Source organism: Alteromonas lipotrueae (assembly GCF_019249215.1).
GTDB classification, from domain to species: Bacteria; Pseudomonadota; Gammaproteobacteria; order Enterobacterales; family Alteromonadaceae; genus Alteromonas; species Alteromonas lipotrueae.
In genome coordinates this window covers 37,511-55,962 of the sequence record NZ_JAESDI010000009.1, presented here as the reverse complement: position 1 = coordinate 55,962, position 18,452 = coordinate 37,511, and the positions used below count along the sequence as shown (strand labels likewise).

The 18,452-nt window shown below is 44.1% G+C and carries 16 protein-coding genes; 10 read left to right on the top strand and 6 right to left on the bottom strand.

The window, feature by feature from the left end:
• Nucleotides 1–26: 26 nt before the first annotated feature.
• Entirely contained in the window at nucleotides 27–1,016 is a 990-nt protein-coding gene (locus JKP82_RS12105) for a GlxA family transcriptional regulator (protein WP_218397180.1), read from the bottom strand.
• Nucleotides 1,017–1,154: 138 nt separating this feature from the next.
• Between JKP82_RS12105 and JKP82_RS12100 the strand changes: the two genes are divergently transcribed.
• From JKP82_RS12100 to JKP82_RS12085, 4 genes are all read left to right on the top strand, one after another.
• Nucleotides 1,155–2,957, top strand: a complete 1,803-nt coding sequence (locus tag JKP82_RS12100; protein WP_218397178.1) for an acyl-CoA dehydrogenase — start codon at nucleotides 1,155–1,157, stop codon at nucleotides 2,955–2,957.
• A 75-nt stretch (nucleotides 2,958–3,032) separates the two neighbouring features.
• Nucleotides 3,033–3,797: an SDR family NAD(P)-dependent oxidoreductase gene (locus JKP82_RS12095; RefSeq protein WP_159530610.1), complete on the top strand. Its 765-nt coding sequence runs from the start codon at nucleotides 3,033–3,035 to the stop codon at nucleotides 3,795–3,797.
• Between the two features lie 77 nt (nucleotides 3,798–3,874).
• Nucleotides 3,875–4,636, top strand: a complete 762-nt coding sequence (locus tag JKP82_RS12090; protein WP_159530608.1) for an SDR family oxidoreductase — start codon at nucleotides 3,875–3,877, stop codon at nucleotides 4,634–4,636.
• 21 nt (nucleotides 4,637–4,657) lie between these two features.
• On the top strand, nucleotides 4,658–5,107 hold the full coding sequence (locus JKP82_RS12085) for a YaiI/YqxD family protein (RefSeq protein WP_013784278.1): 450 nt from the start codon (nucleotides 4,658–4,660) through the stop codon (nucleotides 5,105–5,107).
• Between the two features lie 158 nt (nucleotides 5,108–5,265).
• Here JKP82_RS12085 and JKP82_RS12080 read toward each other — a convergent pair whose 3' ends face one another.
• Together JKP82_RS12080 and JKP82_RS12075 are read right to left on the bottom strand one after the other, a co-directional pair.
• The gene (locus JKP82_RS12080; RefSeq protein ID WP_218397176.1) at nucleotides 5,266–6,456 is read right to left on the bottom strand and encodes an amino acid aminotransferase; all 1,191 of its coding nucleotides are present in this window, start codon (nucleotides 6,454–6,456) and stop codon (nucleotides 5,266–5,268) included.
• A 209-nt stretch (nucleotides 6,457–6,665) separates the two neighbouring features.
• The gene (locus tag JKP82_RS12075; protein ID WP_218397174.1) at nucleotides 6,666–7,430 is read right to left on the bottom strand and encodes an NRDE family protein; all 765 of its coding nucleotides are present in this window, start codon (nucleotides 7,428–7,430) and stop codon (nucleotides 6,666–6,668) included.
• A gap of 129 nt (nucleotides 7,431–7,559) precedes the next feature.
• Here JKP82_RS12075 and JKP82_RS12070 point away from each other — a divergent pair, with 129 nt between their 5' ends.
• From JKP82_RS12070 to JKP82_RS12055, 4 genes are all read left to right on the top strand, one after another.
• The gene (locus JKP82_RS12070; protein ID WP_159530602.1) at nucleotides 7,560–8,165 is read left to right on the top strand and encodes a 1-acyl-sn-glycerol-3-phosphate acyltransferase; all 606 of its coding nucleotides are present in this window, start codon (nucleotides 7,560–7,562) and stop codon (nucleotides 8,163–8,165) included.
• Between the two features lie 19 nt (nucleotides 8,166–8,184).
• Complete coding sequence (locus JKP82_RS12065) at nucleotides 8,185–9,438, top strand: cystathionine gamma-synthase family protein (RefSeq protein WP_218397172.1); 1,254 nt, start codon at nucleotides 8,185–8,187, stop codon at nucleotides 9,436–9,438.
• 383 nt (nucleotides 9,439–9,821) lie between these two features.
• The gene (locus tag JKP82_RS12060) at nucleotides 9,822–10,430 is read left to right on the top strand and encodes an FMN-dependent NADH-azoreductase (protein WP_159530598.1); all 609 of its coding nucleotides are present in this window, start codon (nucleotides 9,822–9,824) and stop codon (nucleotides 10,428–10,430) included.
• Between the two features lie 237 nt (nucleotides 10,431–10,667).
• On the top strand, nucleotides 10,668–13,205 hold the full coding sequence (locus tag JKP82_RS12055) for a S9 family peptidase (RefSeq protein ID WP_218397170.1): 2,538 nt from the start codon (nucleotides 10,668–10,670) through the stop codon (nucleotides 13,203–13,205).
• A gap of 125 nt (nucleotides 13,206–13,330) precedes the next feature.
• Here JKP82_RS12055 and rrtA read toward each other — a convergent pair whose 3' ends face one another.
• Nucleotides 13,331–13,915: a rhombosortase gene (gene rrtA, locus JKP82_RS12050; RefSeq protein WP_218397325.1), complete on the bottom strand. Its 585-nt coding sequence runs from the start codon at nucleotides 13,913–13,915 to the stop codon at nucleotides 13,331–13,333.
• A 142-nt stretch (nucleotides 13,916–14,057) separates the two neighbouring features.
• On the opposite strand from rrtA, the gene JKP82_RS12045 reads away from it, so the two are divergent.
• Together JKP82_RS12045 and ggt are read left to right on the top strand one after the other, a co-directional pair.
• Nucleotides 14,058–14,822 carry an enoyl-CoA hydratase gene (locus JKP82_RS12045; protein ID WP_159530594.1) on the top strand — a complete coding sequence of 255 codons (765 nt, stop codon included), beginning with the start codon at nucleotides 14,058–14,060 and terminating at the stop codon, nucleotides 14,820–14,822.
• Between the two features lie 15 nt (nucleotides 14,823–14,837).
• Nucleotides 14,838–16,595 (top strand): gamma-glutamyltransferase, encoded by a 1,758-nt coding sequence (ggt, locus tag JKP82_RS12040; protein ID WP_159530592.1) that lies wholly within the window; start codon nucleotides 14,838–14,840, stop codon nucleotides 16,593–16,595.
• A 69-nt stretch (nucleotides 16,596–16,664) separates the two neighbouring features.
• On the opposite strand, the gene JKP82_RS12035 is transcribed toward ggt, so the two are convergent.
• Both JKP82_RS12035 and cysK read right to left on the bottom strand, forming a co-directional pair.
• The gene (locus tag JKP82_RS12035) at nucleotides 16,665–17,123 is read right to left on the bottom strand and encodes a nuclear transport factor 2 family protein (protein ID WP_159530590.1); all 459 of its coding nucleotides are present in this window, start codon (nucleotides 17,121–17,123) and stop codon (nucleotides 16,665–16,667) included.
• A gap of 294 nt (nucleotides 17,124–17,417) precedes the next feature.
• Nucleotides 17,418–18,383, bottom strand: a complete 966-nt coding sequence (gene cysK, locus JKP82_RS12030) for a cysteine synthase A (RefSeq protein WP_013784262.1) — start codon at nucleotides 18,381–18,383, stop codon at nucleotides 17,418–17,420.
• Nucleotides 18,384–18,452 lie beyond the last annotated feature (69 nt).

Here is an 18,452-nt window from a genome sequence, read left to right as displayed (position 1 = left end):
TAAAAACTTATCATTGTTGTAAATATTTATTTTCTTATGAACTTGGCGCGGTATTGTGAAGGCGATAAACCGGTATTCTTTTTGAAAAGCCGAGTGAAAGAACTAAGGTCTTCGTAGCCCACACTATTTACAATTGATTCAAGCGGAGACAAAGACGTTTCTAAAATTTTTCGCGCTTGTTCTAATCGTAAACCTTGAAGATATTGAATAGGCGTTATTGCGCAGGCTTGCTTGAAACGCCTTATTAATGTGCGTTCAGTCATATTGTGTTCGTGGGCAACATGTTTCAGGGTGAGACGTTTCGTAAAGTGATTTTCTAAGTAATTTTGTACTGCTAACACATCTTTATCTTGGTGAAATTTATGCTGGCGACTGCTTGCATACACGGTTTGATTCGGCCTGGAAAAATCGAGTACGTGTGACTTGGCAGTATCGCTTGCCACTTGATGACCGCAATAACGTTCTATAAGCAAAATAGCCAAATCTATCCACGCCATGCCGCCACCTGCACAAAAAATAGCATCTTGTTCAGTTACCATCTTTTCAGACTGCAAATTAACATTAGGGTATCTAGAGCGAAACTTATCGGCATAGCCCCAATGGGTAGTGGCAACTTTGTTATCAAGTAATCCTGATTCTGCTAACAAGAAAGTCCCTGTGCAATTACCCGCAATATCCGCCCCTTGTTTTTGCAGCCGTTTAATATGTACAAGTTGATTCGCGTTTTCTTGTAAAACGGTATCAATATCGCCGCCAATCGTGGGGATCAGCAAGATATGGGTTTCAATGACATCTTCAATAGCAATGTTAGGGGTTAGCAGTAACTGGTTAGTACAGTGAAAAGGTTTACCGTGAAAACTCGCCAGCTGAACTTTGAATTTAGGCGTGGTGGGTTGGTTATGAATGCGCTGCCAACTGATGCCTGCAAACGCGAAAACATCGAGTGCGCCGGTAATGGCAGAAGCCAGTGCTTGATCAAACCCTAATACGGTCACGACGAAAGGTGGTTTATTCATAAAAATAATACGGTTTATTAAATACGATAACTAACAGTGATTGTTGGCGTAAATGGCCATGATTGTGTCATAAATGACAATAATGGCATGATAACGAATATGACACAATGCATTAACAATTTGCTCATGGACTTTATTATGGCTGACCAACTTATTCCCCGCCGGGAAATGCAATTCCAACTTTACGAAGTTTTAAACACACAATCACTGTGTGAAAAGGCCCGTTTTGAGGAACATAATGTAGAAACGTTTAATGCCGTTATTGATATGGCAGAAAAAATGGCTGAAGAGCTGTTTCTACCTCACAACGCTATCGCCGATAAAAATGAGCCTACTTTTGATGGCAAAAAAGTCACCATGATAGATGAGGTTAAAAAAGCCTTTGATACCTATCGTGAGTCGGGCTTTATTGCAGGTCACTTCGATTATGACGATGGCGGAATGCAATTACCCGTTACCATCATGAATGCGTGTGCAGGTTACTTCTTAGCGGCAAACCCTTCCACCACAGCGTATCCTTTTCTTACTGCTGCTGCTGCAAATGTGGTTAAGCATTTTGCTAACGAAGAAACCAAGCAAGCCTTTTTACCTAAAATGCTAACAGGTGACTTTACCGGCACTATGGCATTAACTGAGCCTCATGCCGGATCTGGGTTAGCAGATATTCGTACATCGGCGACCCTTCATGAAGATGGTACATATCGGGTGAAGGGCAGTAAGCTTTATATCTCTGCTGGCGAACACGAATTATCAGACAACATTGTTCACTTGGTATTAGCGAAAATTCCTGGCGGCCCTGCGGGTGTAAAAGGTATTTCGTTATTTGTTGTTCCTAAATACCGTTTAGATGAAAACGGAAAACCTGGCCCTCGTAACGACGTAACCCTAGCTGGGCTTATACATAAGATGGGTTATCGCGGGACGACCTCTACCGCACTTACCTTTGGTGAGAACGGTGACTGTCATGGTTATCTCGTGGGTGAGCCGCACCAAGGCTTGCGTTATATGTTCATGATGATGAACGAGGCGCGTATTGGTGTGGGTTACGGTGCAGCCATGATTGGTTATCGCGGCTATCGCTATTCACTTGAGTATGCCAAAGATCGCACCCAAGGGCGTGCCGCACCAAAGCTAGCACCAGAAGATGAAGCAACACCAATTATTAACCATGGTGATGTGCGTCGCATGTTGTTAGCGCAAAAATCTTATTGTGAAGGTGGCATGGCACTGTGTTTATATGGCAGCACCTTAATTGATGCGTTAGAGACGGAAGAAGACACCGCAAAACGCACCGAAATTTCCCAGTTACTTGAGCTACTCACCCCTGTATTTAAAGCGTGGCCTTCAGAATTTGGCCCCAAAGCTAACGACTTAGCCATTCAAATTCTTGGTGGCGCAGGTTATACCCGTGAATACCCTGTAGAACAGTGTTGGCGGGATAACCGTTTGAACCCTATTCACGAAGGAACAAACGGTATTCAAGCCTTGGATTTACTAGGCCGTAAATTATGGCAAAGCGAAGGCAAAGGGCTTCAAGTATTAATGGCCCGTGTATCTGGCGACATGAAAGCGGCTACAACACCACGAGCCCAAGCACTAGCGGCGAAACTTAAACCTTACCTTGACCAACTAGGCGGGCTTATTCAACAAGCGGCGGGTGATCTACGTTCAGATAAACAAGCTGTACTGCTTACCAACGCAAGTTGCTTTTTGAATATCTTCTCTGCCTGTGTAGTCAGTTGGATTTGGTTACGCCAAGCGAATGTGGCAGAGCAAGCACTGGTTGAAGGGGCGGGTGGTCAAGACGGCGATTTCTACGAAGGTAAAATGGCAGCCGCTGAATACTTCCTAAATTGGGAATTACCGCTAGTGAAACGTGATATAGAAGTCATTACGTCTCAAGAACCAACCTGTGAAAATGTGAAAGCCAGTTATTTTTAATAACGGCTTAAAGGGCATAACAATGACATACCAACAACGGCAAATTGCGTTAATAATTAAGGCGGAGCAATAACAATGGTGGCATCAAACGTAGAAGGGAAACATATCCTTATCACCGGTGGCGGTTCAGGTATTGGCGCGGCCTCGGCCAAAACCTTATGTGAGCGTGGAGCATTGGTCGGTGTTGCTGATTTAAATATGGATGCTGCTGAAGCCTTAGTACATGAGCTCAAAGAAGAGGGCGGTAATGCCTATGCGGTAAAAGTAGATGTTACCGAGCCTACAGAAGTGAATGCCATGTTTGAAGCGGCGTTTTCAGAGCAAGCTAAGCTAGACGTAATTATCAATAATGCGGGTATAGACCATTTCCCAGCGCCCCTTACTGAAGTAGACGATGCTATGTTCATGAAGAACATTCAGGTGAATCTAGCGGGCGTGTGGTATTGCATGAAGAATGCGCTTAAACATATGGCCGTAAATGGTGGCGGTCATATTATTAATATTGCGTCGGTAGCGGGCTTACGCTCCGCGCCTATGATCAGTGCATACAGTGCATCTAAACACGGTGTTATTGGCCTAACTAAATCGGCGGCGGTGGAATATGCCCGTGCGAATATTCGTATTAATGCGGTGTGCCCCAGCTTTGTTGACACACCGATGGTGCAGGGCGTGTTGTCTAAATTAGACGAACGTGGGCAAAAAGCCATGGTGGGGGCAAACCCCATGAAGCGTTTAGGCAAACCTGAAGAAATAGCGAATGCGATAGCATGGTTGTGTAGTGATGAGTCTTCATTCATGACAGGGCAATCGGTTGTACTTGATGGCGGCATGTTGGCCTAATCACCCAATTTCTTGCGTTTGATAAAAGTTCTTGCGTTTAATAAAAAGCGCGACAGATTTAAAAAGGGAAAACTATTATGAAAAATTTATTCGATTTAACCGGCAAAGTTGCTCTAGTAACAGGTGCTAGCCGAGGTATTGGTGAATCAATCGCCCGTCTGTTGGCGCAATATGGCGCACACGTTATTGTGTCTAGCCGTAAAATTGATGGCTGTGAAGCAGTAGCCTCTTCAATTCGTGATGCAGGTGGTAAAGCGACAGCGCTTGCCTGTCATGTTGGCGATATGGAGCAAATTACCGCTGCATTTGCGGCGATTAAGAGCGACTTCGGTAAGTTAGATATACTAGTGAACAATGCCGCAGCTAACCCGTACTTTGGTCATATCCTAGATACAGATTTAGGCGCTTACGACAAAACAGTAGACGTGAACATTCGTGGCTACTTCTTTATGTCTATTGAAGCGGGCAAAATGATGAAAGAGCAGGGCGGTGGCGTCATTCTTAACACGGCTTCAGTGAATGGTGTAACACCGGGCGATATGCAGGGTATTTACTCTATTACGAAAGCGGCGGTTATTAGTATGACGAAATCATTCGCGAAAGAATGTGGAAGCTTAAATATCCGTGTTAACGCCTTACTACCTGGTTTAACCGATACCAAATTTGCCTCTGCACTAACTTCAAATGATCAAATTTTGAAGCACGCGTTAAAAGTGATCCCACTAGGCCGTGTTGCCGACCCGGATGAAATGGCGGGTACGGTATTGTACTTAGTGTCTGACGCATCTAGCTACACCACAGGCACGACAGTGGTAGTTGATGGTGGTATGCTAGCGTAAAAACGCTAACGAGATTTTACCATGCATATATGGGTTGACGCAGATGCGTGTCCCAGTGTAATTAAAGACATACTTTTCAAGGCAGCCCGACGTACCGGCCTGCCTTTGTCTTTAGTTGCTAATCATTCTATGTCTGTTCCACCAGATAAACACATTACGTTAACTATCGTGCCTTCTGGCTTTGATGCCGCAGATGATTATATTGTTGAAAAGATAGAAGCCGGTGATTTGGTGATAACCGGCGATATTCCTTTGGCTGCCGATATTCTGGCCAAGAACGCCAAAGCCATGAATACCCGGGGCGATGAGTATGACAAATCATCCATTCGCGCTGCGCTCACTATGCGAGATTTTATGGATACCATGCGTTCAAGCGGTGAACACACGGGTGGCCCTAAAGCGTTTTCTCAGCGAGATAAACAGAATTTCGCTAATGCGTTAGATAGGATGATTACCGCAGGCACGCGTTAGTGTGCACTATTTAAAAAGAGATAGTACTAGCGGGATTGCCCACAAGAGATAGCCAAGCGACTGATACAAACAAAAAGGGCTGCGTTTTCACGCAGCCCTTTTTTATGTGTAACTAAAAACCGAGTATTTATCGTACTGAGATTTACAGTACCACGTGCTTAAAGTACCGAGACTAAGGCTTTCGCTAATGTTTCAACGTTCTCTGTGTTGATACCCGCAATGTTCACGCGGCTTGAGTCTACGAAGTAAACACTGTGCTTTTCGCGCACTTCACGCACTTGCTCCGGTGTAATACACAAGAACGAGAACATGCCTTTTTGATCGTTAACAAAGCTGAAGTCTTTTGGCGAACCATTGTCGTGAAGATTCTTAACTAGCATGGCACGTAGAGACTTCATGCGGTTACGCATTTCGTCTACTTCATTTACCCATTCTTGATTAAGCGCTTCATCAGACAGAATAATATCAACCAAAGCACCGCCGTAGCTAGGTGGCATAGAGTAAATACCGCGAGCAATAGATTGAATTTGACCTTGTGCAATTTTACGCGTGGCCGTGTCAGCAGTAATGATAGCTGCAAGACCAACACGCTCACGGTATAAACCGAAGTTTTTAGAGCAAGACGCCGCAACAATCACTTCTGGTAGGTTTTCAACCAATAGACGAAGGCCATACGCATCTTCATCTAAGCCTTCACCGAAACCTAAATAAGCAACGTCAATAAAGGGGAGGAACTCACGCTCTTTAGCAACGGCCAATACTTCGTCCCACTGTGCATTAGTCAAATCTGCACCCGTTGGGTTATGACAGCAACCATGAAGTAACACGATATCGCCTTTCTCAACACCACGAAGGGTATCCATCATGGCATCGAAGCGAATGCTAGCAGACGCTTTATCGAAGTACGGATAGGTTTCAATTTTAAGACCAGCCGATCCAATTAATGGAATGTGGTTAGCCCAGGTTGGGTCGCTTACCCATACTTTAGCGTTCTCGTTACAACGAACCAGTAATTCTGAAAGAATGCGAAGTGCACCACAACCACCCGGGGCTTGAACCGCGGCAACACGGTCAGCAAGCAATACAGGACTGCTCTTGCCTAATAGCAAAGTAAGCATGTTGTCGATATAACCTTGATTACCTTGTGGCGTAATATAGGTTTTGCTGGTTTCACGTTCTAACAACAGTTGTTGCGCTTTCGCTACGCTAGTAAGAATAGGGGTATTACCTTGCTCATCTTTATAAACACCGACACCTAAGTCGATTTTATGAGAATTAAGATCTTCACGATAAGCAGCTGACAAACCAAGAATTGGATCTGGGGCGAGTTGGGGTAATACTTCAAACACGATATGTCCTCGTTGCAATGCAAAAAATAGCAGGCACGCATTATGCCACCGATGGTAGAAAAAACGACCCTTTATAGTAGAAAATATGTCATTAAATCGGTATTTGTAGTGTAAAACGAAATACACATCACAAAAATCCGTCTCTGTTAATACACCTCATACTTGCTTTGATTTCCACCTTTATGCGTTACCGCCCGCTTAGGCAATGCTTAGTCGATAGTGAAATGTTGGTTACCCTCTACACCACCTTGTGTATTAAAAGTGCGTTCATACCAATGTATTCGCTGGTGGTTATCAACAAGAAGCAGGGTAGAAGTGCGTGTGCCATACTCTGGTGATTGGATAAAAATGGACGACAAACGTTTTTCCCATTCATACCCAATGCCTGTATTGGGGAGAGCGTTATCAGACGCTTTCGCTTCGTCTTTCAAAATAGCAAAAAGTGCCTCAGTGTCGAGCTTACTATTCTGTCTCACGTAGTCGGTTAACGACGCTATTCCTTTGGTGACTTTCGGCCAAGGTGTTGTTAAGTTCGCATTGGATAAACCATAGACACCTTGGGTTAACGTAGCGTGGGTGTCTTCGAAGTTGTTATAAACCGCCAGTGATTTCACATCGCCATAAACCAGATTATAGCCGTTATACTGGTGCCGGTTTGCGCGTAAAGCTTCAAGGTAAGTGGGCTGTTTAAGTGCTTCATCTATAAGCCAGTCTGCGACTAAAGCGCCGCGAGAAATTGCATCGACTTTAATCGTTTCCGGAGCTCTTATATTGGTTAAAGCCGCTAGTTTTCCGTTACGCGTAACGCCCATCCAGGTGCCATTTGCTTGTAAGTCTCGGCCTGCAAGTACATGATGGTGATTTTCCCAGAAGCCAGATGCCGCGGTAGGTCTAGCGTGAAATTCATCTCTATTTGCCGCGATTACTAAGGGGAATTCCTGACTTTGGTCTACTGCAATAAACAATATGCACATATACAACTTAACTCGCTGACTGTGGTGAATAATGAACACTATTACAGTATTCAATATCACGTAAAGGTGGTGGATTGCTGCTAACTTTTTTATGCTTACCCGCTAAAACGTAGTAAGAGAATAACAAGAATGAAACAAACGATTCATCATCAGTTAGTGGGCAATAAGTTACCACGCAAATGGCCACATTGGCTAAGTGCCTGCGGCAGTTTTATATTAACTAAACGGGGGTGGCGCGTGGAAGGTGAGCTCATCAACGATAAAAAAGTGATATTGGCCGTAGCGCCACATACCTCGAACTGGGATTTTTTTATTGGCATACTGGTGGTGTTTGCATTGCGCATTAAGGTTAACTTTTTTGGTAAACACACCATTTTTACGCCCCCTTTAGGCTATATCGTTAGGAAACTTGGCGGCATACCCATTGAACGAAGTAAAGCTCATGGGGTGGTAAATAATATTGTACGGCAAATACAAGGCAGTGAAGAAGTGGTGTTAGCTTTGGCACCAGAAGGGACACGCAAGGGCGTATTTCCATGGAAAACCGGTTTTATGTACATAGCCAAAGAGGCCAATATTCCCATTCAGCTGCTAGGACTTGATTACGCCACAAAAACCGTTGTTCTTGGCCCAATAATTAACCAAATCGACAATATTGAAGAACAAATGCAAACTATTTATGCGTTTTATGCTAACGTTTGCGCCCATTATCCAAAAAACTGTATAACCAGCTAACGTAACGGAGCGTTCACCCGTGTCAAAACAGGGATTTACAACCCGGCAGGTTCACGCAGATCGTGTGCTCAATACTCCAGAGCATGGCGGCGTGCACACCAGCACTTCTAATTCTGTACTTTTCGAATTTTCTGATGCCCAAGGTATCATTGATGCTTTTCAGGGCAAGCGTGCAGCCCACGTATACTCTCGCTCATCCTCTCCGTCGGTTGCCGCATTACAAAATATGCTTAACGATCTTGAGGGCGGTTTAGGGGCGCTGTGCTTCTCAACGGGTATGTCTGCCATTAGTAGTACGTTGTTTTCTCTTTTAAAAGCTGGCGATCATCTTATTGTTAGCCAATACTTGTTTGGAAACACACGAAGCTTTTTCGATACTCTGGCCGACTATGGTGTACAAATTACCTTCGCTGATGTTACCGATATCCAGAACGTCAAAGAAGCGTATTTACCCAATACGAAAGGGGTTTATACGGAAACGGTAGCTAACCCGGTGACCCAGGTTGCTGACTTACGTGCTATCGGTCAATATTGCGAAGAGCGTAATATTTTGTTTATGATAGATAACACCATGACACCGCCTCCGCTTTTCTATGCTAAAGATCTGAAGGCGTCGTTAATATTTTGCTCACTGACTAAATATATTTCTGGTCATGGAAATGTGCTCGGTGGTGCAGTGATTGATACCGGCCTTTTCAATTGGAAAGGCTTTGGAAACATTAAAAGCGCTTACCAAGTTGCCGATGAAGCGCAATGGGGTTTAACCCAAATTAAGAAAAAAGGGTTACGGGATTTAGGCGCCACGCTGGCACCTCAGTCTGCGACAGCCATAGCGTTAGGTATAGAAACATTAAGCTTGCGCCTTGCTAGAGCGTGTGAGAATTCACAAAAACTTGCTATGTTTTTAGACAACCACCCCAAAGTAAAACACGTATTTTACCCTGGGCTGGCTAGTCACCCGCAGCACTTTATGGCAAGAGAGCAATTGAAAAGAGGCTATGGCGCTATTCTTAGCTTTAACCTTGTTGATGATATCGACCCTGTTCAATTTCTAAATGCCCTAGAGTTGGTCATTTGCGCCACGCACTTAGGTGATAATCGCACGTTGGCATTACCAGTGGCCCCAACAATTTACTTCGAAAATACGGCAGAAGAACGCGAAGCCATGGGGGTTTCCGATACCATGATAAGAATTTCGGTAGGTATTGAAGATACCGACGATCTTATTAATGATTTTTCTAAGGCTTTCGACCGCAAATACGCAGATAACTAAATTGTCGGCTTCATTGATTTAACGTTATTTTCACTTTTTGTTCGTCATCGGAGCAGTAACGAACAAAAAGTGATGGTAATATCGATTTTGCAAGAAGTAGCTAGATCCTTTTCATCGCATTAATTCTCTTAGTTGTGTTGTGGCAAACTCGATTGATTCTGGGTTAGCAATGAGAGGATCAGCTTCTTGCCCTCTGAATCCTCCCCTCAGATATGCTTTCACTAATATTCAGCTAAGAATCTCCACTAGAAAATTTTGCGCTAGCGTATTTTGTGGTATGGATCGTTCGTCATTTAAAATAGAACGTTAGGTGGGTTTTTTCCTAATATAGATTCGATTTATTTTCTCCTATTATTTACAGACTAACTAATAGGAGAAATATTATGACGTCTATTCTTGTTGTGTATTCAAGCCTCAATGGCGAAAACAGTCAATCAACTGAGCTTGCTGACTTCTACCTTCAATCACTAGAAGGCAGCGAAATATCGGTAACAAAAGTTGATGTTGCAAAACTAGCGTTGGCACATTTAACGAGTGAAGAAATGCAAGCGTGGATGACAGACACCAGCGAACGTTCTGCCTCTCAGAAAAGTTTGGCCGCGGTTTCCGACGATCTGGTTGCACAACTTCAAGCTGCAGACGAAATTGTGCTAGCGGTACCCATGTATAACTTCGGTATTCCTTCTTCGCTTAAAGCCTATTTCGATCGTGTCGCACGGGCGGGTATTACCTTTAAGTACACCGAAACAGGGCCGGTGGGTTTACTAGAAGGCAAACAAGCTAAAGTGTTTGCTAGTCGAGGCGGCCTCTACGAAGGCAGTGATTACGATACACAAACAGGCTATTTAACCCATTTTTTAAATTTCATTGGTATTACTGATGTAAAATTTGTTTACGCAGAAGGACTTAGCATGGGTGAAGACGGTGCTCACGAAAGTATCGCTAATGCGAAGGGTAAAATAATTGAACTAACCCCAAAAAGCGCTGACTAAATCTATGCAGTTAGCAAAACGCAATGAGTGCGTTTGAGCTAAAGTGTGTTCCAAGTTGAGTGTGCTTGATTGCCCCGCATATTATGCGGGGCTTTTTTATGCCGTGCTTTTTATGAAAAGCGTTATATTGAGTTTTTAATAGATTAAGTAAATTACACCTAGTGTTTACTGCCTATTAGTCAATCACACAATTCTTTGGGTATAATGCGAGCATAACTAAAAAATAAAGTCGTTAATATGCAGAAATTTTCTTCCCTTGTTTTAGCTTCTAGTATTACGCTTCTGCTTAGCGGATGCGCCAATACAGATCCAACTACTGAATTAAACGCTAAAAGAAGCTCCGCCCAAAGTGACACCCTTTCATCTAGAGCACCTAAAAGTAACCGTAATGAACCGATTGCTTCTTACATCCCTGATATTGAACCGGGCCCTGTACAGTACTCGCAAAACGGTGAGATTACCTTAAAGCAAATTATGGCAGATCCTCAATGGTTAGGCAGAGCCCCGACTAATATGGGGTGGTCAATTGATGGTAGTCACATTGTTTACGAAAGAGAACAAGCTAACAGCAAGCTAAAAGATGTTTATATAGCAACTCTTGATGCGGCGGATAAAAGTGAAAAAGCACCGCTATCTCAATTACATCAATATAAATACGATGAGCGGGCAGAGCGCGAAGACGGCGTCATTGCCTACCGGTTTAAAGACAGCGTATATGTGCAACTTGCCAATGATGACGTTGTGCAACTTACCCGTGGTGGTAGCTTTCTCTCATCGCTATCTTTTATGACTGATGGGCGTTTAATGGCATTGAGTGGCAACAGCGCCATTGCCATAGACCTAACGAACGGCAGCAGAGAAGAATTGGTAAGTTGGGCATTCAGCGATGAACCAGAACCAGTCGCTGCGCCAAAAGATTATATTGCCGAGCAGCAACAATCATTAATTCAATACATTGCTAAAAAGCGCAAAGATCGTGAAGCGAAAGCAAATGCGCAAGATACGCTTGCGGCAAATAACACCAGCATTGCACCCGATACTTTTTATTTCGATAAAACCCATAAACTGGTAGGCGTGAGTGTATCCCCGAAAGGGAATTTTGCGATTGTGGCGACCACGCCAGATACGCCTACTCGTGATGATAGGGACATTATGCCGCACTACATTCAGGAAGATAGCCGCATAGCGAGCAAGCCTGTACGTAGAAAAGTAGCTGACGCTGAACCCATTAATCATCAGCTTTGGCTCTTAGACTTAGCTAGCGGTGAAAAGTCATTATTAAATTATTTTAGCTTACCGGGCTATAACGATGATGTGTTAGCCGATGTAAAGACTGAAAATGCTGAAGCTAAAGGTGAGCGTTATGACGTGAACCGCTTACCAAGACCTATTACCTTATTATCTAGCTGGAACTGGCAAAAGCCGTCTATAAGCTGGCATAAAAACGGTGAGCAAGTTGCGGTAATGGTAGAGGCCTGGGACAACAAAGATCGCTGGATTGCCACGGTAGACTTGGATAACCAACGTTTAGTGAACCAACATCGCCTACATGATGATGCGTGGGTAAACTATCGTTTTAACAGCTTCGGTTGGTTTAATAACAGCGAAACCTTGTATTATCAGTCTGAACATTCAGGGTATGCACATCTTTATACGCAAGTACCTGGTCAAGCGCCAAAAGCATTAACCCAAGGTACATTCGTTACCGATAACCCAACGTTGTCTAACGATGACATGTGGATGTATTTTACCGCAAACAGTAAACATCCCGGTATTTTTGAAGTTTATCGTGTGAAGACTACCGGCGGTGAAGTAGAAGCGCTAACCAACCTCAACGGTATAACAGAGTATAAACTCAGTCCGGATAACGCCACATTAGTGTTAAGTCATGGCAAAGTGTCTCGTCCTCCAGAGCTTTATGTTAAAGCTGTAGATAGCAATGAAGCGGCTATGAAAATTACCGATACGGTAAGCGACGCGTTCACCGCTATGCCGTGGGCAGTGCCCAACGTGGTGGCCATTCCATCTAGTCACACCGATGCCCCTATTTATGCCCGCGTATACTTACCAAAAGACTATCAAGCAGGTAAGCCGCTTAAGGCAGTAGTCTTTAATCACGGTGCAGGTTATTTGCAAAATGCCCACCTAGGGTGGTCGTTGTATTTCAGAGAATACATGTTTAACAGCATGCTAGTGCAACAAGGATATGTGGTACTAGATATGGACTACCGTGCTTCGGCGGGTTACGGGCGCGACTGGCGCACGGCTATCTACCGCAACATGGGGACGCCTGAAGTACAAGATTTACGCGATGGGGTTAACTGGTTGGTAGAAAACGCCAATGTCGATCGCAACCGAATAGGCACGTATGGGGGCTCTTATGGCGGGTTCTTAACCTTTATGTCTATGTTTAACGCACCGGATCTTTTTGCAGCTGGCGCAGCGCTTCGCCCAGTAACAGATTGGGCGCACTATAACATTGGGTATACGTCAAACATCCTTAACACCCCAGCTGTAGATCCTATTGCTTATGAGCGCAGTTCACCTATCTATTTTGCAGATGGGCTAGAGAAACCACTGTTAATTAATGCCCCCATGGTGGATGACAATGTGTTTTTCCATGACACGGTTCGACTAGTTCAGCGCTTAATCGAGCTAGAAAAGGAAGACTTTGAAACGGCTATTTACCCTGTAGAGCCACATGGTTTCGTTCAACCAAGCTCTTGGTTAGATGAATACCGCCGAATCTATAAGTTATTCGAAGAGAATTTGTAGTGAGCAAAGGCGGGCTATTAAGATAAAAAAAACGCCCCTATAAAGGGGCGTTTTTGTTTTAGTGGGTAGTCAGTAGTTAGTACAGGAAACCGTATTGTCACACCCAATTCTATTTCACTTGTTAACTACCGTTTTTTAGCGGTTAGCCACATCAGCGTGAAGATGATTAATCCACTTAGCGCACCGAATAAGTGCGAATCGATGGCAACTTTGGCGTCAATCAGTGCAGCAACCTGAGCACTACTGCCTGATACTTGTTCATAAATCACTTTAAGCGCAACACCGCCCAGTAAAATCCAACCCGAGCGCATCTTATTCATAATATCCATTAACGCGCCCCATACGAAGATACCGTGTAGCGCACCTGATAGCCCCGCATACCAAATAAGATCTTCAGAAAAAAGGTAAAGACCTGCACTTGTGCCTAAGCTGCACCATACAAATACTTTTAAGAAACGACCTATTCGGTAATGTTCGCCGTGTAACGCCCACAGTAAGGTAAGGCCTGATAAATTCAGCAGCAGGTGATACCCATTGGTGTGCACAATATTGCCAGATAATAAACGCCAGGTTTCCAACCCTTGAATGGCGAAACGATCGTAAGCTAACCACTTACCAGAGAGCGGCTCTAAGAAAAAAGCGACAATAGCGCTAAACGCTAAAATAAGTGGCCCTACGCTATACTTAGGTGAGACCGGTAGTGACATCATCATTGTTATTTATTTTAGTAATCCGTGTGTGCTGGGTATGATACATAAAATTGCCAGTAGGGTGGGAAGCGTTATCGGTAAAAATGCTTTTTTTGTCGGCTTCCGCCTATATAACAATCATAAAAACGTAAAGAGGTGACACATGTCTCTAATTTTAAGTGAAAAGAAAAACGGGATCTTAACGATCACCATCAATCGCCCAGAGAAGAAAAACGCCTTAACCCGAGAAATGTATCAGAGCATGGCTGACGCATTATTCAGTATTGAAAATGACGATAGTATCAAGACTGTGCTGATTCGTGGTGAGGGAGATTGTTTCACTTCCGGTAACGATATTAGTGATTTTGCAGGGCGCAAAGAAGGAGATGACGTGAATGAGTCTGCGGCATTTATGCGCGGGCTAATAAACTGTAAAGTGCCGGTAGTCGCACAGGTTCATGGCGTAGCTGTGGGTATAGGCACGACGATGCTATTACATTGTGATTTTATCTACGCTGAGACAAACACCCGATTTGTTCTACCATTCATCAACTTAGGCCTTGTACCTGAATTTGCTTCAAGTTATCTTCTTCCGAAAATGGCGGGGCATGTAAAAGCCAGCGAGTGGCTGATGTTAGGCGAACCATTTGGCACAGAAGATGCGTGTCAGTTTGGGTTGATTACCGGTATCTATTCTGCCGACGAGTTAACCGAGAAAGTGGCATCGGTGTGTAAAAAACTGGTGTCAAAGCCCTCATTTGCATTGATGCAAACCAAATCACTGTTAAAGAATGATGTGGAATCTACCCACCATTATATGGATATTGAATTCGATGTGTTTGGTCAAGCAATGGATTCAGAGGCTGCGCGTGAAGCGTTTGATGCGTTTTTGTCAAAACGTCCGATCAATCCGGAGAAATTTAAATAAAGAGGAAGTCATATTTTGAAACGTGGTTCATGGTTCTGTTCATCGCTTTTAGCCATTGCAGTTTCAAGCTGCCTGTTGGTGTCTGCAAGTGCACAACAAGTAAGAGAAGTTGGGGAGCCAGAGGCTGCCACGGGATACGTGGACAAACAAGCCTTTGCTGCTAAAGATTACATGGTGGTAGCAGCTAACCCATATGCTTCATGGGCAGGCAAAAATATATTGGCGAAAGGTGGAAGCGCCATTGATGCTGCTGTTGCTGTGCAATCCATGTTATCGCTTGTTGAACCACAATCCTCTGGAATTGGTGGTGGCGCGTTTATATTGTATTGGGACAATAAAAACAAAGTGCTGCACACCTTTGACGGTAGAGAAACCGCCCCCGCGGCCGTAAACTCTCATTGGTTTATTGAAGGCAATAAGCCCATGCGTTGGCTTGATGCCGTGGTAGGCGGGAAATCGGTAGGTGTACCTGGCGCAATTAAAGCGCTGGAAACTGCCCAAAGTGAATTCGGTAATTTGCCGTGGAACGCACTGTTTGACGATTCTATCAAAACGGCAACCGAAGGGTTTCGAGTGTCCCCACGACTGGCCAAGCTCATTGCCCTTGATTACCACCCAGGTTTAAAAACGTTTCCAACCAGTTCCACCTACTTCTTTCCCGCTGGGCTTCCGTTAAAAGAAGGTGCAATACGTAAAAATAGGCAATTGGCTAAAACGTTGAAGGGTATTGCCGAAAACGGCACTGATTATCTGTATAAAGGCGAGCTAGCTGAAAAGATTGTTAAAACGGTAAATTCTGCGTCAATTAACCCAGGTCAAATGACAACAGAGGATTTAGCTGCTTACGAACCTATTCGACGTGAACCGGTGTGTGGTTTGTATCGTGAAAAACAGATTTGTGGCATGGCACCGCCAAGTTCGGGCGGTATAAACGTGTACCAAATTCTGAAAATGTTGGAAGGGCAGGATTTTTCTACCCTCACGCCTGACTCTGTAGAATTCGCAAACGTTTTTACTCAATCAAGCGCACTGGCCTACGCTGACAGAGAAAAATACATAGCGGATAGTGATTTTACCAACCTACCTTTTGCCGCCATGATTAACACCGCGTATCTGAATCGCCGTGCCGAAGGTATTGCATCCGATAAGAAGTGGCGACGGGTACGTGCTGGCAATCCTTACGGTGATGCCAATATTAGTCTTGGCAGCAACATGGAACAGCCTAACACCTCGCATTTCTCTATCGTCGATAAAGAGGGCAACGCGGTATCGATGACCACAAGTATCGAGTTTATGTTCGGTTCGGGTTTGATGGTTGGTGGCTTCTTGCTAAATAACCAATTAACCGACTTTTCGTTTTCGCCTACGCAGAATCGCTTCCCTGTACCCAACCGTGTTGAGCCAGGTAAGCGCCCACGAAGCGCTATGAGCCCCACAATGGTGTTCGATGAGGAAGGCGAGCTAGAAGTCGTAGTAGGCTCTCCTGGTGGCTCACGTATTGTGAGTTACGTGGCACAAACGTTAGTGGGCGTGTTGGATTTTGGATTAGACATACAGCAGGCCATTAATTTACCTAAAATTACTAACCGAAATGATTACACAGCCCTTGAAAAGGGAACGCCGATTGCTGAGCTTGAAGCGCCGTTAAAAGCGTTAGGGCATAATGTAAAGGTTGTCGACTTAAACAGCGGTTTACATGGTATTCAAATTAAGTCGGGTAAGATTATTGGCGGTGCGGATCCAAGACGTGAAGGCGTTGCGGTAGGGCGCTAAGCGGCTTTATTTAAAAAGCATCCTAGCTTACACAAAAGGCTGTTCGAATAACTCGAACAGCCTTTTTTATTACATGAAATGATCTGGATGTATTTGAGATACTTTCCACATACCATCTTCTTTAATAAGCTCTAAGCTGCGCAAGTCCTCAATTTTATCGTTATCGTACATTCCACTTAAAAATACGGTAACCGTTGCCTTTTCCGAGAACTCAGAACGCCCAACACTATTACCGCTTTGTGGGGTAATAACGACAGAGTCGTACTTTAAATTTAAAAGGTGGCGCTGAACATTTCTATTACTGTGGTAATTAGTCAGAATTCTCGCTAAACGATCGGATGACAGGCTAATGGCTACATCAAGATTATCGTCTTCATAAACGCTTTTCAGAAACGTAACTGCAGAATACTCTGGCGTACTGTCGGCCAACATACCATAGCGACCCATGCCTTCTTCTTTTTCTCCACATCCTGCTAAACAAAGCACGCTAAGCAAAACGGCAAACAAACTAAAACGAAAAGACCGCATTTATGACAACCCCACAATAAGACTAAGGAAAATGATCGCGCATATTATCAAGACTCATCCGATGAGACGCAAGCCAATACGTCTAAACCTTTCGAATAACATTCACTCATCTTTTAAATTACTGACTTTAGATAAAGATAGTTGAGATAAAAGGTTTTGAGCCCTTTTTACTACAAACAATGATATAGCGATGATGAATGGTATGCCTTTATAGAGTATCTAAAAACAAAAAACGAGGCCGAAGCCTCGTTTTGTTATTTACACTCTAACCGTATAACGGGTTAATAAAAGTGATTATTGTGTTTCTTCTTGGTCACCAAATGCGCCCGCAAATAATGGGCTACTTAGGTAGCGCTCGGTACCACTGGCTAGCAGTACAACAACAATTTTGTCTTTGTTCTCTGGGCGTTCAGCAAAACGTTTTGCTGCTACCACTGCTGCACCAGAAGAAATACCCGCAAGAATACCTTCTTCGGTCATCAAGCGGTGCGCCATTTCCATACATTCATCGTTGGTGACTTGCTCAACTTCGTCAATCAAGCTTAAGTCCAAGTTACCTGGAATGAAGCCTGCACCAATACCTTGAATTTTGTGTGGCCCTGGTGTGAGTTCTTCACCGTTCATCGCTTGGGTAATAACGGGCGAGTCAGTAGGCTCTACAGCAATAGAGGTAATAGCTTTACCTTGCGTGTTTTTAAGGTAACGGCTTACACCAGTAATGGTTCCGCCTGTACCTACACCTGCTACGAATGCATCCACTTTACCGTCGGTGTCATTCCAAATTTCAGGACCTGTGGTCTTTTCATGGATAGCAGGGTTAGCAGGGTTATCGAACTGCTGAAGTAAAACGTACTTTTCAGGATCAGAAGCCACAATCTCTTGTGCGGCGGCAACTGCACCTTTCATGCCTTTAGGTGCTTCAGTTAATACTAAGCTTGCACCAAGGGCCTTTAATAGTTTTCTACGCTCTAAACTCATGCTGCTAGGCATGGTTAGGGTAAGTTTGTAACCACGTGAAGCAGCAACGAACGCAAGGGCAATACCTGTGTTACCACTGGTAGGCTCTACGATTTCCTTACCTTGGGTAAGCACGCCACGTTTTTCTGCATCCCAAATCATATTGGCGCCAATACGACACTTAACGCTGAAGCTAGGGTTACGAGACTCAACCTTTGCGTAAACGTTACCAGAAGTAACGCGGTTTAATTTAACTAGAGGCGTGCGGCCAATAGATAGAGAGTTGTCGTCAAATACTTGCATTATTAATCCTTACCTAGTTAGGAAATCCCAGCAGTCGTGTTCGGTACGACCTTTATAATAGTTAATAAT